Raw genomic sequence first — 22,911 nt, 5'->3', positions numbered from 1 at the left:
AACTTCAACCTCAATAACTCAAGTAATCAGGATTGGTTCAAGGATGTACTCTGTAATTTCTAAACTTATCTAATTCTATTTCTTCTACTAGCGTAAAATTACGCAAGCAGGATTCTGTAACTAATATCTCCTATTAACCAATAAGAGAAGCCTTTCATTTTTTGATTCACTCTGGCAAAAGTATATTATAACTTTTTCCGCGCTTAATATTCAAATCTTTGTCCCGAAGCCATGGGTTATAAAGCTTCAAATCTTTGTAGGTACTTCCTTGAGCATGTGCCCAACTAGCAAGATTCTTAATATCAGAGTTTACAGTTATCTTTTTCATAGAAGGGTTGGTATAAAAGTCTGACTTGCGCATATGAAATCCGAACTCACCAGGATTTTCGAAAATTACCTTAAACGCCAAAATTCTGAATAAATACCTACTTGTTTCATCATTGAGGTATAAGTCGTAATAGTTTTTTGCAAATTGGTCATCTTGTCTACGCGAAAATCCAGCCTGTCCCATATTATAGCTAGCAGCCACAGCAGTCCAATCTCCGAATTTTGCATGTGCCTTTTTAAGGTATTTAGAAGCTGCAAGCGTCGCCTCTTCTAGGTTATACCGCTCGTCCACATCTCTGGATATTTCAAGACCATATTCCTTTCCTGTATCCTCCATAATCTGCCAAAACCCCTTTGCGCCAGCAGGAGAAGCAACATTCATAAGTGCGGATTCGGCCATAGCTAGGTATTTGAAGTCGTCTGGAATGCCACTATCTTTTAATATTTGCTCGATTTCAGGAAGGAATTTGCTAGAACGCTTCATCAACAAAATCATATTAGATTGCCAGTAAGCATTCACGTAAACTTCTCGCTCCAATCTCTCCTTAACATCTTCTATCTCCAACGGCACTTTTTCTCCCGCAAATGTTAGCACTCTGGGAAGATCAAAAAGCTTAATAGTATCTCTTGATGCCAAAGGCATATCTTGTAGCATATGCACATTTGCCACACTAGGCTCTAAAACTATTTCTGAAGGTGTCTTCCAGATGGCATATCCTGCCATTCCAAGGCAGAGAAGAATTAGCAGGTAAAGTGGAAGTAAATGTGATTTGTTCATTAATTAAAATTATGTTTCTTAGCAGCTAAGATAGAAGCGTAATAGGTGGAAATTAGAAATTTGGGCTTAGCAAATACTTGTTATAGAAGTCATCGATCACTTGTACCGCCTCAGTAGCATCTTCAACTACTGAGAAAAGCTCTAGATCAACTTCATTAATATAATGATGACTAAGCAGCGATTTTTTGATCCAATCTACCAGTCCGGACCAATATTCTTTGCCCACTAATACAATTGGAAACTTTCCTATTTTATTAGTTTGAATCAATGTAAGCGCTTCGAATAACTCATCCATAGTGCCAAAACCTCCAGGAAGAACTACGAAACCCTGAGAATATTTAATGAACATCACTTTACGGACAAAGAAATAGTCAAAGGTCATCAGCTTATCACGGTCGATGTAAATGTTATCGAATTGCTCGAAGGGCAAAACGATATTGAGTCCGACAGATTTTCCTCCTTCAGAATGAGCCCCTTTGTTACCTGCCTCCATGATTCCCGGCCCACCGCCCGTGATCACACCGTAGCCATGACGTACGAGCTTGGCAGCAATATCTTCAGCCATTTTATAATGCTGGTGATCCCTAGCAGTTCTTGCTGACCCAAAAATTGAAACACAAGGTCCGATTTTGGCCAGCTTCTCAAAGCCTTCCACAAACTCAGACATGACTTTAAAAATCACCCAAGAATCTGCGCTTTTGATTTCATTCCAGTCCTTTTCTTTGAAAGCAAGGCGGATTTTATCTTCTGCGTTTTGATTTTCTTCGTTACTCATATTAATCTTTTTATTAAAGAAAACGATCTATTAAGTGAAATGGACAGTGAATATCCCACTATTAGACTTTTGTATTGGTAATACACTGACTTTCAATGTAAAAAAAAATAGTTACTCCTCAGAATCAATAAGTACAGTCTGATGTACTTTTGCGCAGTATCTGAAAATAAGGAGATGAATCTTGCCGAAAAATCCATTGCAACGCTAAAGGTCTTCACTGAGCTGGAGTCAGAAACTAAGCAATTTGTAGCAGAAAGTGGATTAGGATGCCTGTCAGGATGTGGCTTTTGTTGTGCAAATCCAAAAGTACCTGCTTCACCATTAGAATTTCTCCCATTAGCTTTTGATCTATATGATAAAGGTTTAGCCGAATCTACCTTGATTATGGTTGAAAATATGGAGGATGATTCCAGTTGTGTGATTTATAAACCGCAGTCAGCTGATGGTACTAAAGGCTTTTGTGGAAACCACAGCAAAAGAGGTATGATTTGTAGGCTGTTTGCTACCTCTGCTCGTAGAACCAAATATGGCAAGAAAGACCTCATTATCTGCAAAGTTTTGAAGGAAGAGAAAGCCTATGAATACAGAAATACGAGCGAGAGAATAAATAATGACATGGAAATACCCCTTGCTACATCCTTCTACAGCCGTTTGGAAGAAATTGACCAATCACTTTGTCAACAATTCACAATCAATGAGGCGATTGCTTTCGCATTGGAACTAGTTTTGAGATATAAGTTCTATGAAGAGCAAGAAATTGATGTGATTGCATGATTTTTTTGCTTCTCGCAATTGAAGTATATTGTGTCATATTTTATTGTAGAAACTCACAAGTTTTTAATTATGCTAAGATTAGGGGAAATAGTTCAAACTGTTAGAGGTATTGTAGAGACCAAAATAGATTTGGTCAAGCTGGAAATTCAGGAGCAAGTATCTGGGATTATATCTCGTCTAGTGATTTTAATTTTAATGGGAGGAAGCCTCTTGTTATTTTTGTTTTTCTTGAGTTTGTCTCTTGCCGTTTTCTTAAGTCAATACTTCGAATCTCCTTACATGGGATTTTTGCTTGTAGGCTTGCTATATCTATTAATTCTGATCATTCTTTATCTCATTAGAGATAATGATTCCACTCAGGATAAAATGCAGAAAGGTTTAAAAGGATTTATATTCAGAGCTAGAATTTTCAGAAAACGTCAAGAGAATGAGTAAGGAACTAGAGAAGAAAGAAAAAGAACTGGAAAAGAGTTTGGCCAGACAAATTGAGCTATTCAAAGCTGAATCTGAAGATTGGATAAAAATTGGGGGAGTCGTCTTGGTAGGCGGATTAATTACATTCGTCCTAATCAATAGGCGAAGCAAGCGAAAAAATAAGAAAACTCAAGAAGCTCTTTACGTGCTAGAAAGAGAAGGATTGCTGACCAAGGAATTAGAGAAAAAGCTAATGGACAGTTCAAACTCTGGTTTTTGGCCAAGTATGGGTCAGCGACTTCTGGTATTAGGACTTGCTTTTGCTAAAGAAAAGTTTCTTCCAAATCTATTCGCTACTCATACAGATGACACCAAAGTCGAACAAGAGAGTCGGTAAGATTCTAAATGATTTTCATAGGTCAGGCAGAAAAGGTTTAGCTTGGTTGGTTGATCCAGACAAATTAAAAAATTCAGTATTTTTTGAAGATGAATTTACTTGGATTAAGGATTCTCAATTAGATCTGATATTTGTGGGCGGAAGTCAACTTAATCGGGATAATTTTAGGGAAGTCGTTATCTCACTTAAGAAAATTGCAGGAGAAATACCTGTCGTTATATTCCCAGGATCTCAGATGCAACTGGCTGAAGAGGCCGATGCTATTTTATTCATTAGTTTGATTTCAGGCAGAAATCCAGAATACCTGATTGGTCATCAAGTTCTTGCTGCACCAATCGTAAAAAAGATGAAATTGGAAGTTCTTCCCACAGCATATATGCTTGTGAATGGAGGAGAAATCACGAGTGTACAATACATAAGTCAAACTACACCATTACCCAATTCCAAACCCAACTTAGCCAAAGCAACTGCATTGGCAGGGCTTTATCTGGGAATGAAATACTTTTTCTTGGACGCTGGAAGCGGCGCGAAATCGCCTGTCTGTGCCGAAGTCATTCGATCAGTGAAGGAGGATATTAATAACCCAATAATAGTTGGGGGAGGATTAGATTCTTTGGAGAAAGTCAAGATTGCCTTTGAAAGTGGTGCAGACCTGCTAGTCATCGGCAATGCTATAGAAAAAGACCCCAGCTTTTTGGCCGAGGTCTTAAACTTTAAGGAACTTTTAAATCTTCCTTTAAACGTTAATTAGAGATTCTCTTCTCCTCATTTTACCGGCTGGAACACCATACATCATCTTAAATCTTCGGCAGAAATAAGCAGTGTCTTTATACCCTACTTCTTTACCTATATCTCGTATTGACTTTTTGGTAGTTCGCAAAAGTTCTACAGCAGCCTCCATTCTTTGATATTCGATATAGTCCTGGGGATTGATGCCAGTCAGCATTTTGAAATACTGTCCCACATAATCTTCTGATACATTCGCAACTTTAGCCAGGATTTTATTGGATAAGTCGCCACCAAGATTTGTTTTGATAAAATTGAATAAATCTATCAAACGTGGATCTTTGAAGTAGGTAGCATTCGTAGATAGCTCTTCCAAGAATAATCTATTCTTTAGAATATGACGAAGTAACTCGATTACCAGTAATTCTGTATGAGACTTTAATGCTCTTTCTTTCCCCACATTACTCACTTCTACCTCCTTCATCAGATCTTCTATAATCGTCGCCAATCGATCATTGAATCGAATGATAAATGGCGGAATATCTAACGAATTAAAAAAATTAACTACGTCGAATACTTTGGATTCAAATCCAAGAATAGAAACGCAATCATCTTCTGAGCTTTTAATATCTCTGAAGCTGATACTCTGCAGATACTTTTTCTTACTTTCCTGAAACTGATCTTTCGATATTTCTCCTTTCTTGGCACTATTTCCAATCGTGAGTTTCGTCTTCTGGTCAGCAGGAAGAAACAGCACTTCTCCTTCGTTTAGAAGCTCTTGGTCATCACCAAATTTAAGCGTGCCATGGTGAAGCAAAATCAGTGTATTATCAGGTTCAGCATAGTCATTCACTGTAATAGGCTTTTCTACTCGGAAATTATTTCCCCGTATAAACCTAACATTGACTGATTCAATAACCTTGTTGTAATATTCCATGAATAACTATTAAAAAAACGTAACATCAAAAATATAATTTTTCTAACGAATATTCATATATATTCTACCAATGGTGTTAAAAAAAATAAGAATGGATATAAATATATGTCACTTTACCATTTTCTTAACAGAATGACGTTATCTGAGGATACCTCTGGATATAACTATTTTTTGAATTTCTGAAGTTCCTTCATAAATCTGAGTGATTTTGGCATCTCTCATAAGGCGCTCTACGTGATATTCCCTCACATACCCGTAACCTCCATGTATCTGTACTGCCTCAATACTTACATCCATTGCAATTTGAGATGCATAAAGTTTTGCCATAGCAGAAGCATGTGAATAATCTTCTCCTTGATCTTTCAACCAAGCAGCCTTATACACCAATAATCTAGCAGCCTCAATGGTTGTGGCCATGTCGGCAAGTTTGAATTGGATCGCTTGATGTTCACTGATTGGTTTTCCAAATGTCTTTCGTTCCTTAGAATAGGCCAATGCAAGATCATAGGCTCCAGCAGCGATACCAAGTGCTTGGGCAGCAATTCCAATTCTACCTCCGTTCAAGGTTTCCATTGCATATTTGAATCCAAAACCCTCTTCTCCAATTCGGTTTTCAACAGGTACTTTTACGTCTGTAAACATTAGTGAAGTAGTGTCAGAAGCTCTGATGCCAAGCTTATCTTCTTTGTGTCCTGGAGTAAATCCCTCCCAGCCTTTCTCTACAAAAAATACTGAGATTCCCTTATGACCTTTGCTTTGATCTGTTTGCGCAAAAACTATGTATATATCAGCATTGGACCCATTAGTTATCCAATTTTTCGTGCCGTTTAAGACGTAGTGATCGCCTTCAAGATAGGCTTCGGTCTTTTGGGAGGTAGCATCAGAACCTGCTTCTGGCTCCGATAAAGCAAATGCTCCTAGTTTTTGACCAGATGCCAGAGGTTTTAGATATTTCTCTTTTTGCGTTTCCGAAGCATATTTTTCAACTCCCCAACATACCAAAGAATTGTTCACTGACATGACCACAGAAGCGGACGCATCAATTTTGGACAGTTCTTCCATTGCTATGACATAAGAAACGGTATCCATGCCACCACCACTATATTTGGGATCAATCATCATTCCCATGAAGCCGAGCTCTCCCATTTTTTTGATTTCTTCGGCTGGGAATCTACACTCAATATCTCTTTGGATTACTCCTGGAAGTAGCTCGTTTCTTGCAAAATCTCTCGCTGCTTCTTGCACTGCGAGATGCTCTTCTGTAAGTTCAAAATGCATAATATTCTATATGGGTTTAAATATCTGCAAGGAATATATGGCAAAAAAAGAAGAGGGGCAAAGCTTGCCCCTCTTCCAAAATTTTATTTGACCTGTATCAATCTCTATTTCCAAAAAACATGAAAATATAATAGGCTAAAGTTGCCATTGATGCCAAAGCTGCTACTACATAGGTCATGGCCGCCCACTTCAGTGAATCTTTGGACATTGCATATTCATCTGGTGTCACTATGTTCCGGGTTTCAATCCATGCGAGCGCACGGTTACTAGCATCGAACTCAACTGGTAAAGTGACAATAGTAAAGAGTGTCAATACACTATATGCACCTACAATAATATATCCAGCCCATTCGTAGGGTAATCCTAATGCAAAATTACCAAATAGGGAAGCTATCAAAACAATATTTAAAATCTTCCCGGCACTGTTCTGAAGAGGAACCAACGTGGATCTAAGATTAAGCCAAGTGTAGGAAGTAGCATGTTGAACAGCGTGACCACACTCGTGAGATGCAACCGCAGCAGCAGCAGCATTTCTGCCATAATAGACGTCAGGGCTAAGATTAACCGTTCTATTTCCAGGATTGTAATGATCTGTCAGCTGTCCTTCTACAGAGAGAACTTGTACATCTGAAATGTTATTGTCAGCAAGCATGAGTTTGGCTATTTCTGCACCTGATAGGTTTGCTTTAAGAGCTACTTGAGAATATTTCTTAAACTTGCTTTTGAGCTTTCTGCTAACCACAAAGCCAGCAATGCCGAATACGACGACGATTAAAATAAGTATCATAAATTAGTAGTGTTTGCAGGATTGAATACGTGTTTAGCTTGCTCAGGTTTTGTCCAAGTGGGCAATTTCATCATTATTATCCAACTGACAAGGCCTACTACTAATACTAATAGAACTTGAGTACCGTGGATAATTGCTGCGAAGATTTTACCATCAACTTCTGAGATTCCAAGCTGTATCAAAATAAAGGCCACTAGCGCATGGAAAGTACCAATACCCCCCTGAACCGGAGCTATCATGCCAATACTGCCCATTACCATAACTAAGAGCACCTCTCCTGGGGACAAATTGGCAGTACTCGGTATCCCGAAGGCAATGGTGTACATGGTGAGAAAATAAATGACCCAAAGTAAAACTGAGCTAATCCAGAAACCTATTGGGTTTGACAATTTGCCAATTCGCTTAAGACCAGAAAGAATCTCTCTAAAAAAATGTTGAAGCTTATTGATCAATCCATGATCTCGAAATCGACGAAAAATATACCATATTAAGAGTACGAAAATGGCTATTCCTCCAAATACTATTGGGAGGTTTGAGAGAATCATTTGCCCTAAGGAGTCTAAATCGACTAGTTGACTAGCAAGATTTAAGAACAACTCTTTCTCTATTATAAAAGCTAAAAATATAGTACCGAGAAGACAGATGAGATCTATACTTCTTTCGACGATGACCGTCCCGAACAAATAGCCCATAGAAACGCCATTTGTTCTTGTGAGGACGCCACAACGCGCTACTTCTCCAGCTCTTGGTATCAGCATGTTTACCAAATTACCAATCATTACTGCATGATATGATCTGGCAAGTGTCACTTGCTCTCCCTCTTCAGTATCGATCAGTAGAGTCCAACGCCAACTTCTCAGGAGATATCCTGCCATGGAGATCGTAAGAGAAAGTATTATCCAACTCCAATTACTTGATTCGATTTGATCCAGCAACGACTCTAAAGCAATGTCTTTGTACAAAAACCAAAAAATCCAGACTGCAATTCCAAGTGAAATTGCAATCTGGAAAAATTGTTTGATGTATTTCTGACCCATCAGATCAGCTTATTTTGCTCGTCAGGGAAGATCAAAACAGGTTTGAAATTTTTAGCTTCTGCTAATTCCATTCCTGCATAAGATATGATAATGATAATATCCCCCACTTGTACCTTCCTAGCGGCAGGTCCATTCATACATATTTGTCCTGAACCTCTTTCGCCTGTGATGACATAGGTTTCTAGACGTTCGCCATTGTTAACATTGACAATTTGGACTTTTTCATTTTCTATAAGATTGGCTGCATCCATCAGATCTTCATCGATGGTAATAGAGCCAACATAGTGCAATTCCGCCTGGGTAATCTTCACCCGGTGAATCTTAGATTTCAGTACCTGAATTTGCATTGAATTAATTTTGCGGCAAAATTAAGGAATTATTGGCAGGTTGTCGATTAATCTAATTTTCCCTAAAATAGCAGCCACACATATAGATGATTTTTGATCTATGTCAAAATCTGTGTAACACATAAAGCTTTCAGGATGAATCAGTTCAAAATATTCTAAACTCACCAGTGGCATTTCCTCAAAATTCTGTATGATTTTGTTTTGCACATCAAACCATTGTTTCCCGTCTAAAAGTTCCTGCTTTGCCTGTGTCAGACTATTATACAAGATCAGTGCTTTCCGCCTTTCCTCAGGTGATAAGCGCACATTCCTTGAGGACATAGCAAGACCATCATCTTCTCGTCTTGTTGGGACAATTTCGAGATGAATTTCCATAGATAGTTCTTTTACTAATTGCTTGATGATTGCAGTTTGCTGAAGATCTTTTTGTCCAAAAAAAGCTTTATGTGGTTTAATAATATTAAACAATTTGGAAACTACTAATCCTACTCCATTGAAATGTCCTGGTCGAAATTCTCCTTCCAAAAGAGTTTCAAGCTTACCAAAGCTGATGTTCATTTTCGGCTTTTCAGGATAAATTGAATCTATATTAGGAATAAAAACAAAGTCAACATTTTCAATCTTAAGTTTAGCTAAATCCTGTTCCAAGGTGGAAGGATAGTTATCATAGTCTTCCTGATTATTGAACTGAGTGGGGTTCACAAAGATCGAAACGATTACCCTATCGGTTTCCAGTCTAGCCTTTCTAATAAGGTCGAGATGACCCTCATGAAGCGCTCCCATAGTTGGGACTAAACCTATAGATTTATCGTTTTTGATGAATTCAAGCCAGTATTTGTTCCAATCGGCTCCAGTTTGGACTACTTGCACTGGTAAAGGGTTTAGAATGGGTAAATAGCGCCAAAATTATATTAATAATTAGAAAAACAAGGCATTTCATCTTTTTTTTGTACATTTGCAAAGCTGTTTTTCACCCTAAACATTAAAATCCGATAACTATGTCCAATTTACGTATTCTTTACGTTGCAAGTGAAATCAATCCTTTTCTAGAAACTTCTCAAGTTGCTAACTTCTTAAGAGCCCTACCACAAGCTATGCAAGAGCGCGGTATGGAGATCAGAATATTAGTACCGAGGTTTGGATTGATCAACGAGCGAAAAAACAGATTGCATGAAGTAGTAAGATTATCTGGTATAAATATCGCAGTTGGTGATGAAGAGAAGCCGCTAGTTATTAAAGTCGCTTCCATTCCTAATGCAAAAATGCAAGTTTACTTCATTGATAACGAAGACTATTTCCATAGAAAGCACGTATTCCATGATAAGCAGAAAAACTTCTACGAGGATAACGACGAACGTGCTATCTTCTTTTGCAAAGGAGTTATTGAGACAGTTAAAAAATTAGGTTGGGCTCCAGATATCGTGCATTGCAATGATTGGATGACTAGCTTAATACCTATGTATTTGAAGACAACTTACAAAAGTGAGCCGCTCTTTAAGAACACCAAATCCGTTTTCGCGGTCTATAACAATGGATTTTCCCATACCTTTGGCGATGATTTGTTAAACAAGGTTAAGATGGTGGATATAGATGACGCTATTTTAGCACCTTTGATGAGCAAAGATTACACAGGATTTATTAAAATGGGTATGGAATATGCCGATTTAATAGTCAAAGGCGGTCAAGTGTCCGCAGAATTAAACGAACTAATCGAGGGTATCTCAAAAGACAAAAAGTTTGAAATCAGTATTGAAACAGAATCAGAAGCACAAGCTCATGAGGAGCTCTACGACATATATACCAACCTCGCCCGTTAATCTGGCTCTTGGGGCAATTTTATCCCTTTTCCTTATCAGTTCTTGTAGTGATCCTGCTACTGTAGGCATTGAGCTTGCTCCGGGAAACAATCAAATCGGTGTGGTTTTCGAAGAATTTGAATTATCTGCTGAAGTGGTATTAATGGATTCTTTTAATACCACCAACCAAATTGTATTGGTGGTGGGAGAGGAACAGGATGATTTCTTTGGGAAAACATCTGGAAAAGGTTATACCAGACTTTCATTTGACACTCAAGCAACTCTTCCAGAAGAAGATGCATTATTGGACTCGGTATTCTTTTATTTGAATATCAGAAGTATTGATGGAAGCAATTTGGATAAAGGTAAATATTACTCTGTGCATAAACTCACAGAGCAAATCCTCGATACTATATATTACAATACCGATGAGTTGAATTATGAAGCTTCTCCAATAGCATCTGGGGAAATTGTATTCGGAGAAAAGACAGACACTTTAGTTTCTTTCAAAGTGGCACCAGATTTTGCAAAGGAGCTTTTTGCAGAGATGAAGGCAGGTCTCTATTTTGACAATGTATTTACCTTCAGGGATTATTTTCCAGGAGTAGTCATTAAAGGTAGAGAAGGAGATAATGCATCGATTGGTGTAGGATTAGGATCTGGTACTGGAATACTAACATATTATCATTATGAAGGTGATACAGCCTCTAAAGGCTACGGTATTACCGCAAGCATAAGGCTTTCTGATGGCTCCATAGCTGCTGCGAGAGGTTTTAGTGGTATTGACAGTGATAGAAGTGGAACCCCTACTCAAGTGGTAACGGAAGTAAAAAAGGCTTACAATGTAGGTCCATTGGTAGGTATGAAGTCTGGACTCGGCATGGTGATAAAACTTGACACCAGTCCATTTGATACGTTTCTAGACTCACTTTCAGGGATCACATTCAATCAAGTAGTTTTAGAGCTAGGGGAATTAGAACCTCAGCCAAGTACTCAAGTGCCACCATTGGGCCTCACTATGTATTTTACGGATGATAAAAATCAAATTCTAAAAACTTCTACTGGCGCCCCATTAACAGTGCAAACGGATGGTTCTGTTCAAGTTTACACTAATGAAGATGGGGTAGAGATCCCTAATACAATCAGTCCCACAGCATTGATTTACGATTCAGAAGATAAAATTTATAGTCAATACATTACATCTTATGTCAATGCATTATTTCGAGGTCAACTTACACGAAAAGACTGGTTGCTCTATGGAGATTTACCTGCAACGAACGGAGATGACTTCAAAAAGTCCTTGCGACAGTTTGTAGTTGATAAAAATAAAATAAAAGTAAAAGTAATATACTCCAAATCGAGGTAATACAAGCCATTTCGAACAAGTCCTGATAATCCACTTTCTTTTTATAGGAAGTGGATTATTTTTTTTGGCATGAAAGCTGTTTCTTTGCAGAAGTTAAAACAAAACATAAGAATTTTTCAATATGTGTGGAATCGTAGCATATGTAGGGCAACAAGAAGCCTTGCCTATTATCATCAAAGGACTTAGAAGATTAGAATATAGAGGTTATGATAGTGCTGGTGTTGCACTATTGGATAAGAATGGCCTAAGTGTCTACAAGAAGAAGGGTAAAGTATCCGAACTTGAGAAGCATCTAGAATCTTCTACAGATTTAGGATCTACCATAGGTATAGGCCATACTCGCTGGGCTACACACGGAGAGCCCACAGATGCCAATGCACATCCTCATTATTCTTCGTCAGAGAAAATCGCAATGATTCACAATGGTATCATTGAAAATTACGAAGTGTTAAAACAGGACCTTCTTAAAAAAGGATACACTTTTCAATCAGATACGGATACCGAAGTATTTATAAAATTCATAGAGGATATTCAGCTGAATAATCATTGTAGCTTAGAAGAAGCGCTGAGACTTGCACTCCATAAGGTAGTCGGCGCTTATGCTATTGTATTGATTAATAAGGAAGAACCAGATACATTGATTGCCGCTAGAAAAGGCTCTCCATTGGTTATTGGTGTAGGTGAAGACGAATATTTCTTAGCGTCCGATGCTACTCCAATTATTGAATACACAAATAAGGTCGTCTATTTAGACGATTTTGAAATAGCCATAATTCGAAACAATCGACTTCAGATTAAAACGATTGAGAATGTTGAGACCAACCCATACATCAATAAACTAGAAATGGAATTAGAAGCCATCGAGAAAGGTGGATATGACCATTTCATGCTTAAAGAAATCTACGAGCAACCTAAGTCAATTGCAGATTGCTTGAGAGGTAGGTTAGATGCCAAATCTGGACGCCTAGTTCTTGGCGGTTTACGGGATTATATGAATAAATTCCAAAATGCTGAGCGAATTATTATCACAGCATGTGGTACTTCTTGGCACGCTGGATTGGTGGCAGAATATCTTTTTGAAGAATTTGCGAGAGTGCCGGTGGAAGTAGAATATGCTTCTGAATTCAGGTATAGAAATCCTGTCGTAGGTGAAAAAGATTTTATCATTGCTATCTCCCAATCTGGTGAGACAGCTGATACCTTGGCAGCCATTGAGCTAGCTAAATCTAAGGGAGCAACGATTTTTGGAGTTTGTAATGTGGTGGGCTCATCTATCCCTAGAACGACCCATGCAGGATCTTATACACACGCAGGTCCTGAGATCGGCGTAGCTTCAACAAAAGCTTTTACCGCTCAGATCTCTGTTTTGGCGATGATGGCACTCAAGCTTGGATACCAAAGAGGAACTTTGCCAGAAAATAAATATATCCAGTTGCTACATGAACTAGAAGCAATTCCAGGGAAAGTAGAGCAAGCATTGAAAACAAACGATGCAATAAAATACATTGCTGAAGAATACAAGGATGTAAGGAACGCGCTCTATTTAGGCAGAGGGTATAATTTTCCTGTTGCTCTAGAAGGTGCATTAAAACTAAAAGAAATTTCCTACATACATGCAGAGGGATATCCAGCGGCAGAGATGAAGCATGGCCCAATTGCGTTGATAGATGAGGAAATGCCTGTCTTTTTTATTGCAACTAAGGATAGTTCTTACGAAAAAGTAGTAAGTAATATACAGGAAGTAAAAGCTAGAAAAGGTAAAGTGATCGCAGTAGTCACTGAGGGAGACACACAAGTAAAAGCACTTGCAGATCATGTGATCGAAATCCCCGAAACTCACGAGGCTTTTGCTCCACTCGTAGCAGTAGTACCCCTTCAATTACTTTCCTATCATATCGCTGTGATGCGTGGCTGTAACGTAGATCAGCCAAGGAATCTGGCGAAGTCTGTAACAGTAGAATAATATACTAAGGCTGTCCATCAGGGCAGCCTTTTTTATTTACAATTGCCTACAGACCAAGAAGTAACTCCAGAATTTTCTGCGATGCACTGATTTGAATAAGTCATACCATCACAGCCACAGACAGGATTATAGTCAAAAGTACAAGCGCCATTTTTAATTTTGGCTGTGTCAATGCACCTATTGATGGGTTTTTCTTCTTCACACCCAAAGATGAAAAGGAGACAAATTCCAATATGTGTGTTTTTGATAAAATTCATGGCTTTAAGAGGTAAAATCTAATCTAGTTGCTACTCCTTTTGCATGTTAATAGTAAGGATGAATATTCAGCCTCCCGATAAATTTACCTACTTTTGCGCAGCGATTTATAAACTATGCTAGACAAATTACAATCAATCAAAGAACGTTTTGAAGAAGTAGGTCAGTTGATCATTATGCCAGAGTCTATGACAGACATGAGCAAGTATGCTAAACTAACCAAAGAATACAAAGACCTAGAGAAAATTGTAGCTGTCTATGATGAGTATAGCCTAGTCTTGCAAAATATTGTCAGTTCCAAAGAAGTCCTCGATAAGGAAAAGGATCCAGATTTCAGAGAAATGGCAAAAGGTGAATTGGACGAGCTGAGACCTCGAAAGGAAGAGCTTGAAAATGATCTCAAGCAGCTTTTGATACCTAAAGATCCAAATGATGCTAAAGATTGCATTCTTGAAATCAGAGGTGGTGCCGGAGGTGATGAAGCTTCTATATTCGCAGGCGATCTTTTCCGTATGTATCAAAGATTCTGCGAACGTGAAAATCTGAAGTTAACTGTATTGGATTTAACTTTTGGCTCAGCAGGTGGATACAAAGAAATCATTTCTACTATTTCTGGTGGCGATGATGTATATGGTCGCATGAAATATGAGTCTGGCGTACACCGCGTACAACGCGTACCTACTACTGAATCTCAAGGTAGAGTACATACTTCTGCAGCATCAGTAGCTGTATTGCCAGAGATGGACGAGGTAGAGGTGAACATCGATATGAATGATGTACGCAAGGATACCTACTGTTCATCTGGTCCAGGTGGCCAATCTGTCAACACGACTTATTCGGCAGTGCGATTAACGCATGAGCCCTCAGGACTAATCGTGACCTGTCAGGATGAAAAGTCGCAAATCAAGAACTTTGAGAAAGCACTCAAAGTATTAAGATCTAGACTGTACGAAATAGAGCTTGCAAAACATAACGATGCTGTAGGTGCACAGCGAAGGTTAATGGTCGGATCAGGCGATAGATCAGACAAAATCCGAACCTACAATTACCCACAGTCTAGAGTTACCGATCATAGAATCAATAAAACTGTGTATAACCTCCCCGAGGTTATGGATGGACATATTGAGGATTTTATATCCGCTTTGAGATTTGCAGAAAATTTAGACCGGATGAATAACAGCGGATTAGAAGATTAGGCTGGAGATTTGTATAATATCCAGTTGAATTTTATTGATTCTGCTAATTGCCTATTATCTTGAAGAATTAACCATCATACTTTTATGATTATTACAGGAGAAAGAGAAATACGTCTAGTGAGTTGGAATGAAACTCATTTTCATCAACTCTATCCTATGGCCAATAATCCAAAAATCGCAATGAATTTAAAGGATAGTTATCCTCAGCCATACACTATTCATGATGCTCGCCATTGGATTGAGCACAACCAGAAATTCAATCCTCCACAAAATTTTGCTGTCGAATTTGAGGGAAAATTAGCAGGATCTATAGGTTCTGAGAGAGGAAAAGATGAGCTGCGCACAAACATGGAACTGGGCTTTTGGATTGGTGAGCCATATTGGGGAAAAGGCATAGCGACCGAAGCAGTGAAACTCTATACCAAGTTTATATTTGAGAAATTCGACATCGAACGCATTTTTGCCCAAGTCTACGACTTCAATGGACAATCCATGAATGTTCTCGAGAAAGCTGGTTATTTTCCTGAGGCTATTTTGAAAAAAGCTTTCATTAAAAACAGCACCGTTGGAGATATTTTCCAATATGTGAATATTCGGGGAGAGCAGTAAAATGTAATTTAGCTTTAGTGAACTAGTACCTTTCTTACCACTACACTAGATTCAGTATAAAGCTGGATTAAATTCATCCCTCTAGGCAAATGATCTATGGTAATCTTTTTAAGTTCAGGAGCAAGATCAACTGACTGAATGATTTGCCCAAAAGCATTTACAACATAGATACTTTTGTAATTCCCAGTACCCAAATCAAGGTTAACCGTACCTGAGGAAGGGTTAGGAAATATGCTAAGGGTTAAATCTTCCTTCTCTGGAATGGCAGTAATTATATTGACATTGACATCCAGGACACTAGCTACTCCTTCATTACATTCATTTTCCGCAGTGACACTAAGTTGGAAATCACCTTCTTTTTCCCATCGAACTTTTATTTTGTCAGAACCTTGGCCCTGAAGAATTGTACCACCTAGATTTGATATTTTCCATATGAAATTAACTTCACCTTGGGTAGGAATTTGGTATTCTGTTACCCACAAACCTATTTGATTCTCTCCTTCAATCACTCCGGGCTGGTCGGGAGTCTTACTCACTGTTATCATTTTTAAGAGAGCGGTAGCTTTTCCGCAAGTGTTTTCTTGCACTACTCGCAATTCTTGGTTTCCATATTCATTCCATTTAACCTGAACGACAGAAGAACCCTGGCCATCTACGACTTCTCCTCCAGTTGCTTCCCAAGTATAGGTCAAGCCATCTATTTTTGGCAGTGTATAAATGGTGAATTCATTCACACAAACAGTCCCATTTCCTGTTACTTGAACTGAAGCAGAAGGAATGGCTGAAATAATGACTTCCATCGAGGAAGTATTGCCATTTCCACAGAAATTTTCCATGCTTACATACACCCCATTTCTTCCGGGAGTTTTCCACAACACCTCGATCAGGTTGGTTCCTTGACCTGAAATAATTTCACCTCCATCTGCTCGCCAGACAAATTGAGCACCTGGGACGCTAGAATCCGTAATTGAATAGTTTGCCGTACTGAGGCATACTTTATTCTCACCTGTAATCTCGCTCAGAGCAATAGGTGGAATACACTCATACTTCAAAATTGTACCGTCATCCCCAACAGCAAAAGCTACGGTGGGCGTACCGACACTAATACCAGTAAGTTTTCGAGTAGTACCACTGGGTATCTTGACCCACGTTTCACCTCCATCTTTCGTCTGAAGAATTAGACCGTTGTCACCAGAGATAAAGCCTAAATACTCATCCCAAAAATCCACAGAATGTAGATTTTCAGTATGGGGAGTAGTGATCTTTTTCCATGTTTTAGCTTTATCCACAGACTTCAAAATTACTCCTGCATCGCCTACAATTACAGCAGTGTTGGAATCTAATTTCGATAATGCGTTTAAGTCTTCCGAAGTCAATTTCGGAAGGTTCTCCCATACATTTCCGCCATTGGTCCAGCTGATCTGTCCATTATCCCCCATAGCAAAACCTACCTGATAATCAAAATAGGAAATGTCACGGAGATTTTCGCTGGTATTTGTAATGATTCCTGCTGCATCCCAAGTTACTCCTGAGTCAAAAGACCTGGCCATATACCCTTTTGTTCCAGTTATATAGAGTACTGAAGGTGCAAATAGATAAAAACCAGTAATTGTTTCTTTCGTAGGGGCTGATACTGAAAACCAAGTAGTTCCGGCATTTCCCGTTCTATAAATTTTTCCTGCCGCAGCTCCCACATAGCCAAAAGAAGTGTTCCAGTAATCCATCCCCACAATGTCTACTTCTTCTGGAACAGGTCGATAAACCAAGCTAGTAGCACCATTGCTAGTGATATAATCTGCTCCTTTTTTACCAACAATGTGTCCAGCCCTATCAGTTTTGAAATCCGTAGCTGAAAAATCATTTCGGATCCCTGCCAACCGCTGGGTGTATGTACTGCCAGAATTAGTAGAGGAAAGGAGGTAGCCATCTTGACCAACTGCGAAAGCAAGATTACTAGCTGGCTTGAAAGCCAAAGATGTTAGATTTCGAGAATTTGTAGCACCTAGATTTGCTTTGGCAAAAGTAAGCCCAGAATTAGCAGATCGTAAAGAAGTTGCAACATCTCCCACCACAGTGACAATCCTTATGTCCAAAGGACTGATTGCTACTTTTTGCAAATTTGTACTCACTGAGGAAGGCTGCTTAGTCCAAGTTTCTCCCGCATCTACTGTCTTTATGATAATACCTGCATCACCTACCGCATATCCAATGAGTGGGGTAGAAAACGCGAGTCCATTTAGATTGGTAGCTATCCCAGTATTCAAAGAATTCCATTTATCACCTCCATCATATGTTCTCAAAATCAATCCTTGATTCCCTGCTACGTAGGCAGTGTCTACATTTATAGCGGTTATGTCATTCAAACTCTGGCTTGTTCCAGAGATGACTTTTGACCAAGTCGCTCCTTTTGTTGTAGAAAGCAGAATTTCTCCAGCATCTGAAATGGCAAGAATTCTATTTTCAGATAATATCGCTAAGCTGTTCAGTGCATTGGTCGTTACTGATGGTAGTTGAGTCCAAGTATTTCCTCCATCCAGCGTTCTTAATATCTGTCCTTTTTCACCCACGACAATACCTGTCTTCCCATCCCAAAATGCCGCGTCAAGTAGTTTCCCTTCAATACTTATCGGTAGCTCCTCCCAAGTAATTCCTCCATCTGAGGTTCTAATAATGAGGTTTTCGCCGACCGTAAATCCAACATTTGCATCTATCCACGTAATAGATTCTAAGTCTAATCCCCAGCTCTGCATCCTGATCCAGGATTGAGAAAAAAGCTGTGTGCTAAATAGCATTCCAATTAAAAATAGACCAAAAGTTTTTTGCATGCACATAGTTGAAGTAAACAAAAATAAGTTATTTCAAGTCTTCTCAAAAGGATAATATTTCCTAAGAGTTATGCCTTAATCTAGCATATTTAATTATTAGGCATTAATTATTTAAGGAATCATCTTATTGCTGCTTCATTGAATAAAGTAAAAGCATCCAACTTTGGCCTTTTATATTTGGTAAAATCAAGCAAAAAGAAACATTCAGACATTCTAATTAGTAGTTTTATCTAGTAATACCTACCTCTCCTCATGAAGCAACTCCTAAATTTTCTAATTTTTTCTTTTCTTCTGATTGCATGTGGACCACAAGAGCGAATTTCTAAAAGTGTGTTTGATGAAGTGAATAGCTCTATGGAAGCTAAGAAGCTTTCTGATTCCGACATCACCCAAGAGGCTATGATCTGGGGAGACTCAATTAGTAGTGAAGCTCAGCAGAAGCTGATGGAAAGTCTACATCAGGCCGTATCCGAAAAGGGTACTTTTGGCGCTGTAGCATTTTGTGATGTAAATGCTGGTCCAATAGTAAAAGACCTAAGTGATAAATATGGAGTATCAATCAGACGAACTTCAACTAAAGCCAGGAACCAAGCTAATTTACCTACAGAAGAAGAGTTGCCAATTCTAGAAGCTTACCAATATAATGCAGAAAACGGAATAGAAAATAATCCCAATATCCAAAAAATCGAGGGTGGAGAGATTTTGCTGTATACAAAGGCAATTGTTATTTCTTCAGAATTTTGTTTGGCATGTCATGGAAGTTCAAATGAAATAGAAGCATCCGTATTAAGTAAGATAGATTCCATTTATTCTGAGGATATGGCAAGAGATTTTAATGTGGGAGATTTGAGGGGAATGTGGTCTTTAAGACTTCCAAAAAAATCGGTAGTCAATCGATTATAAAAAACGATTGAATTGCACAATTGAATCGTTTTCTATTTTTTTTAATTTAATGAAACCCATCAAATTCGCCAAATTGTCCAACCACTCTAAGAATAATCTATTTTTTGCTGTTTAGACAAAAGAAAATGGACTTATATGTGAAGGTTGAGGAAATTATTCACTGAAACAGTTTGCTTTTACAAATGCATAGAGGGACATTAGATTGTTAAATTTTATTAATTACCTAATAAACCCCTATGCCAATGAGAAACTTTACTCATTTAAAGCTATTCAGCATGACATTAATTTTATGTCTTGGACTGTTTAGCACAGCACTAGCACAGACCCGGGAGGTGTCTGGTGTAGTAATTTCTGGAGAGGACAATTTACCTTTGCCAGGTGCCTCTATCCTCGTGAAAGGCACAACAAATGGAACTGTCACAGATATTGACGGTAAATTTTCACTTAATGTTTCTGGTCCAACGGATGTCCTAGTATTATCATTTATTGGTTTTACTCAGATGGAAGTTGTAGTTGGGTCTAAAACTACTTTTGATCTCACCTTACTACCAGATACTAAATCACTAGAAGAAGTGATTGTAGTAGGTTATGGTGAGCAGAAAAAGGAAACAATTACAGGAGCAGTATCTTCTGTAAAAGGTAAGGAACTAACCAAGTCACCTGCTTTGAATCTTTCAAACTCAATTGCCGGTCGTATGGCGGGTGTAGTAGCAGTCAATAGAAGCGGTGAGCCTGGTAATGACGGATCAAGTATTCGAATTCGTGGATCTAATACACTTGGTAACAACAGTGCTTTGATAGTAATCGATGGTATTCCTGCAAGAGCGGGTGGTTTGGATCGAATTAATCCTAATGATATCGAAAGTATCTCTGTATTGAAGGATGCCTCTGCAGCGATCTATGGATCAAGAGCTGCAAACGGTGTAATCCTTGTAACTACTAAAAGAGGTTCAGTAGGTGCTCCTGAGTTGACCTTTCAAGTAAATCAGGGTTGGGCTCAGCCCGCATTGCTTCCTGCTTTGGCTAATTCTGCAGAATATGCAAATTCGCTGAATGAATTAGATATTTATGCGCTTCCTACTTCAGAATGGGCAGCAGCCAATGCAGCTTATAAGCAAAATGGACTATACACTCGGCCAAATGGTCAGGTAAGAAAAGCACCATATTCTCCTGATGAAATAGAGTTGTACCAAAACGGTACTGATCAATGGAACTATCCTGACACCGACTGGTATGGCGAGACACTTAAAACCTGGTCTCCTCAAAGCATGTATAATCTGCAGCTGGTAGGAGGTAGTGAGGATGTGAAATACTTAACTTCCCTAGGCTATCAAGATCAAGATGGATACTACAAGAATTCTGCTACAGGCTATAAACAATACGATTTCCGTATCAATTTGGATGCAAATGTAAATAAGTATGTAAAAGTAGGTATCGGCATATTAGCAAGGGAAGAGCTGAGATCTTCACCAACTAGAAGTGTAAATGCAATCTTCCGTATGCAAATGAGAGGTAAGCCAAATCAGCCAGCATATTGGCCAAATGGATTACCAGGTCCTGATATCGAAAACGGTGAAAATCCAGTTGTGATTACAACTGATCTATCTGGATACGGTAAAGATAAGAGAGACTACATTCAGACTACAGGTACTTTGGAAATCAAAATACCTGGAGTAGAAGGTTTGAAATTTACTGGAACTGCAGCAGTTGATAAGTATATACAGGCCACCAAAACTTGGCAGATTCCTTGGACTTTGTATCAAAAAGGAAGTGGTTTTGAAGCTGATGGTGTTACACCAGTACTGGTTCCAAGCAAAAGAGGTCCTGCTGAGCCAAACTTGAGAGAATCTACTGAGCAACAATTGAATGTATTATTAGGCGGGGTCCTCAATTACGATAAGAAGTTCAATGACATTCACAGCTTAAACATAGTAGCGGGTGTAAACCGTGAGACTATTGAAGGTAATAATTTCAATGCTTATAGAAGATTCTTTATTTCAACTGCAATCGATCAAATGTTTGCTGGTGGTGACCTTCAAAAAGATAACGGTGGTGGAGCATTTAACAGAGCTCGTTTGAATTATTTCGGTAGAGTTGCATACAACTACAAAGAGAAATATTTAGCTGAATTCCTTTGGAGATACGATGGATCTTACATCTTCCCTGAGGATACTAGATTTGGTTTCTTCCCAGGCTTGATGTTAGGATGGGTTGTTTCTGAAGAGAGTTTTTGGAAAAATTCATTGGGTAAGACCTTTGACTTCTTCAAAATCAGAGGTTCTTGGGGTCAGTTAGGTAATGATCAGATTGCGTATGGTGGAGGTAGTTTATTAGAATACCAATACCTATCTACCTACGGATTTAACTCGTACATCATTGGTGGATCTGAGACTAAAACGTTATTCGAAACAAGAGTTCCTAATGAAGCTATTACTTGGGAAATTGCAAACAATTCCAACTTAGGATTTGAAGGTCAGTTTCTTCAAGGTAAGATGTTCTTCGAATTTGATTTATTCTATAACAAGCGTACAAATATCCTGTGGCAAAGAAATGCTTCTGTCCCTCAGTCTACTGGACTTAACCTTCCTGCAGAGAACATTGGTGAGGTAGAAAACAAAGGGTTTGACTTAAACATCGGTATAAGAGGAGGCAAAGGTGAATTTCAGTATTCTGCTAGCGTAAATGGTGGCTATGCCAAGAATAATATACTATTCTGGGATGAATCACCAGGAGCTCCAGAATGGCAAATGTCAACTGGAAGACCTATGAATACCGGCTTAGTTTATCAGTATGATGGGGTATTCCCTGATCAACAATCAATCGATGCTGAAACGTTAGATTATAAAGCGATCACCAATACTTTACGTCCAGGTGATATGAAGTATAAGGATTACAATGGTGACGGTAAAATTACTCCTGACGATAGAGTTCGTTTAGACCAAAATACAATCCCAACTTTCCAAGGCGGTGTCAACTTTACTGCAAACTGGAAAGGTTTAGATCTATCTATCTTGGTACAAGGTGCAGCCGGAGCGAGACAGTACATTAGTGCGGGAGAGTCTGGTAATATCGGTAATTTCCTATCTGACGTCTATGATAATAGATGGACTATTGATAATCCGAGCAGTGTAGATCCAAGACTTGCGAATAGAAATGATCAGTACTATTCTTCAGGAAACGATTATTGGTTTAGAAGTTCTGATTACTTGAGATTGAAGAACGTAGAGATTGGATACAATATTCCTTCGAGTATTACCGAGAGAATTGGAATCAAAAATGCACGTTTTTATGTGAATGGACTTAATCTAATCACATGGAGTAAGACGAAAGTGTATGATCCTGAGTCTGACGCTGCTACTGGGCAGTATTATCCTCAAGCTAGGGTGCTGAACACTGGTCTTTCTGTTTCATTCTAAAAAAC

At 38.7% G+C, this 22,911-nt stretch carries 21 protein-coding genes; 11 read left to right on the top strand and 10 right to left on the bottom strand.

Annotation, left to right across the window (positions count from 1 at the left end):
- Window positions 1-166: 166 nt before the first annotated feature.
- Window positions 167-1,105: a lytic transglycosylase domain-containing protein gene (locus BVH02_RS08335; protein WP_086500952.1), complete on the bottom strand. Its 939-nt coding sequence runs from the start codon at window positions 1,103-1,105 to the stop codon at window positions 167-169.
- Window positions 1,106-1,157: 52 nt separating this feature from the next.
- Complete coding sequence (locus BVH02_RS08330) at window positions 1,158-1,880, bottom strand: LOG family protein (RefSeq protein WP_086500951.1); 723 nt, start codon at window positions 1,878-1,880, stop codon at window positions 1,158-1,160.
- A gap of 141 nt (window positions 1,881-2,021) precedes the next feature.
- Between BVH02_RS08330 and BVH02_RS08325 the strand changes: the two genes are divergently transcribed.
- The 4 genes from BVH02_RS08325 (at window position 2,022) to BVH02_RS08310 (ending at window position 4,216) form a co-directional block, all read left to right on the top strand.
- Window positions 2,022-2,654: a YkgJ family cysteine cluster protein gene (locus BVH02_RS08325; protein ID WP_223271830.1), complete on the top strand. Its 633-nt coding sequence runs from the start codon at window positions 2,022-2,024 to the stop codon at window positions 2,652-2,654.
- Between the two features lie 69 nt (window positions 2,655-2,723).
- Complete coding sequence (locus tag BVH02_RS08320; RefSeq protein WP_086500949.1) at window positions 2,724-3,089, top strand: phage holin family protein; 366 nt, start codon at window positions 2,724-2,726, stop codon at window positions 3,087-3,089.
- A complete protein-coding gene (locus BVH02_RS08315; RefSeq protein WP_086500948.1) occupies window positions 3,082-3,465 on the top strand; it encodes a hypothetical protein in 384 nt (127 codons plus the stop codon). The genes BVH02_RS08320 and BVH02_RS08315 overlap by 8 nt, the downstream gene beginning before the upstream one ends.
- The gene (locus BVH02_RS08310) at window positions 3,434-4,216 is read left to right on the top strand and encodes a phosphoglycerol geranylgeranyltransferase (protein WP_086500947.1); all 783 of its coding nucleotides are present in this window, start codon (window positions 3,434-3,436) and stop codon (window positions 4,214-4,216) included. The genes BVH02_RS08315 and BVH02_RS08310 overlap by 32 nt, the downstream gene beginning before the upstream one ends.
- On the opposite strand, the gene BVH02_RS08305 is transcribed toward BVH02_RS08310, so the two are convergent.
- From BVH02_RS08305 to panC, 6 genes are all read right to left on the bottom strand, one after another.
- On the bottom strand, window positions 4,202-5,128 hold the full coding sequence (locus tag BVH02_RS08305) for an AraC family transcriptional regulator (RefSeq protein WP_086500946.1): 927 nt from the start codon (window positions 5,126-5,128) through the stop codon (window positions 4,202-4,204). The two genes, BVH02_RS08310 and BVH02_RS08305, sit on opposite strands and share 15 nt — an antisense overlap.
- Before the next feature lie 138 nt (window positions 5,129-5,266).
- Window positions 5,267-6,406 carry an acyl-CoA dehydrogenase gene (locus tag BVH02_RS08300; RefSeq protein WP_086500945.1) on the bottom strand — a complete coding sequence of 380 codons (1,140 nt, stop codon included), beginning with the start codon at window positions 6,404-6,406 and terminating at the stop codon, window positions 5,267-5,269.
- 97 nt (window positions 6,407-6,503) lie between these two features.
- Complete coding sequence (locus tag BVH02_RS08295; RefSeq protein ID WP_086500944.1) at window positions 6,504-7,193, bottom strand: zinc metallopeptidase; 690 nt, start codon at window positions 7,191-7,193, stop codon at window positions 6,504-6,506.
- Window positions 7,190-8,230 (bottom strand): lysylphosphatidylglycerol synthase transmembrane domain-containing protein, encoded by a 1,041-nt coding sequence (locus BVH02_RS08290; protein WP_086500943.1) that lies wholly within the window; start codon window positions 8,228-8,230, stop codon window positions 7,190-7,192. Before BVH02_RS08290 ends, BVH02_RS08295 begins: the two co-directional genes overlap by 4 nt.
- Window positions 8,230-8,577, bottom strand: a complete 348-nt coding sequence (gene panD / locus BVH02_RS08285) for an aspartate 1-decarboxylase (RefSeq protein WP_086500942.1) — start codon at window positions 8,575-8,577, stop codon at window positions 8,230-8,232. Before panD ends, BVH02_RS08290 begins: the two co-directional genes overlap by 1 nt.
- A 21-nt stretch (window positions 8,578-8,598) precedes the next feature.
- Complete coding sequence (gene panC, locus BVH02_RS08280; protein ID WP_086500941.1) at window positions 8,599-9,447, bottom strand: pantoate--beta-alanine ligase; 849 nt, start codon at window positions 9,445-9,447, stop codon at window positions 8,599-8,601.
- Window positions 9,448-9,575: 128 nt separating this feature from the next.
- Here panC and BVH02_RS08275 point away from each other — a divergent pair, with 128 nt between their 5' ends.
- The 3 genes from BVH02_RS08275 to glmS all read left to right on the top strand — a co-directional run bounded on the left by BVH02_RS08275 (window position 9,576) and on the right by glmS (window position 13,702).
- Window positions 9,576-10,394, top strand: coding sequence for a glycogen/starch synthase (locus BVH02_RS08275; protein ID WP_086500940.1), 819 nt, complete (start codon window positions 9,576-9,578; stop codon window positions 10,392-10,394).
- Window positions 10,354-11,739 (top strand): DUF4270 family protein, encoded by a 1,386-nt coding sequence (locus tag BVH02_RS08270; RefSeq protein WP_086500939.1) that lies wholly within the window; start codon window positions 10,354-10,356, stop codon window positions 11,737-11,739. Before BVH02_RS08275 ends, BVH02_RS08270 begins: the two co-directional genes overlap by 41 nt.
- A 121-nt stretch (window positions 11,740-11,860) precedes the next feature.
- Window positions 11,861-13,702 (top strand): glutamine--fructose-6-phosphate transaminase (isomerizing), encoded by a 1,842-nt coding sequence (gene glmS, locus BVH02_RS08265; RefSeq protein WP_086500938.1) that lies wholly within the window; start codon window positions 11,861-11,863, stop codon window positions 13,700-13,702.
- 32 nt (window positions 13,703-13,734) lie between these two features.
- On the opposite strand, the gene BVH02_RS08260 is transcribed toward glmS, so the two are convergent.
- A complete protein-coding gene (locus tag BVH02_RS08260; protein ID WP_086500937.1) occupies window positions 13,735-13,959 on the bottom strand; it encodes a Kazal-type serine protease inhibitor domain-containing protein in 225 nt (74 codons plus the stop codon).
- A gap of 114 nt (window positions 13,960-14,073) precedes the next feature.
- Between BVH02_RS08260 and prfA the strand changes: the two genes are divergently transcribed.
- Together prfA and BVH02_RS08250 are read left to right on the top strand one after the other, a co-directional pair.
- The gene (gene prfA / locus BVH02_RS08255) at window positions 14,074-15,153 is read left to right on the top strand and encodes a peptide chain release factor 1 (protein WP_086500936.1); all 1,080 of its coding nucleotides are present in this window, start codon (window positions 14,074-14,076) and stop codon (window positions 15,151-15,153) included.
- 84 nt (window positions 15,154-15,237) lie between these two features.
- Complete coding sequence (locus BVH02_RS08250) at window positions 15,238-15,762, top strand: GNAT family N-acetyltransferase (protein WP_086500935.1); 525 nt, start codon at window positions 15,238-15,240, stop codon at window positions 15,760-15,762.
- A 14-nt stretch (window positions 15,763-15,776) separates the two neighbouring features.
- Here BVH02_RS08250 and BVH02_RS08245 read toward each other — a convergent pair whose 3' ends face one another.
- Entirely contained in the window at window positions 15,777-18,587 is a 2,811-nt protein-coding gene (locus BVH02_RS08245; RefSeq protein WP_158093868.1) for a YCF48-related protein, read from the bottom strand.
- Between the two features lie 252 nt (window positions 18,588-18,839).
- Between BVH02_RS08245 and BVH02_RS08240 the strand changes: the two genes are divergently transcribed.
- Window positions 18,840-19,490, top strand: coding sequence for a Tll0287-like domain-containing protein (locus BVH02_RS08240; RefSeq protein ID WP_086500933.1), 651 nt, complete (start codon window positions 18,840-18,842; stop codon window positions 19,488-19,490).
- Between the two features lie 275 nt (window positions 19,491-19,765).
- The gene (locus BVH02_RS08235; protein WP_223271831.1) at window positions 19,766-22,906 is read left to right on the top strand and encodes a SusC/RagA family TonB-linked outer membrane protein; all 3,141 of its coding nucleotides are present in this window, start codon (window positions 19,766-19,768) and stop codon (window positions 22,904-22,906) included.
- Window positions 22,907-22,911: the final 5 nt, after the last annotated feature.

The sequence above is a fragment of the Algoriphagus ratkowskyi genome (genome assembly GCF_002150505.1).
Classification (GTDB): domain Bacteria; phylum Bacteroidota; class Bacteroidia; order Cytophagales; family Cyclobacteriaceae; genus Algoriphagus; species Algoriphagus ratkowskyi.
The sequence above is the reverse complement of the archived record's forward strand: the minus strand, read 5'-3'. Positions and strand labels throughout refer to the sequence as shown.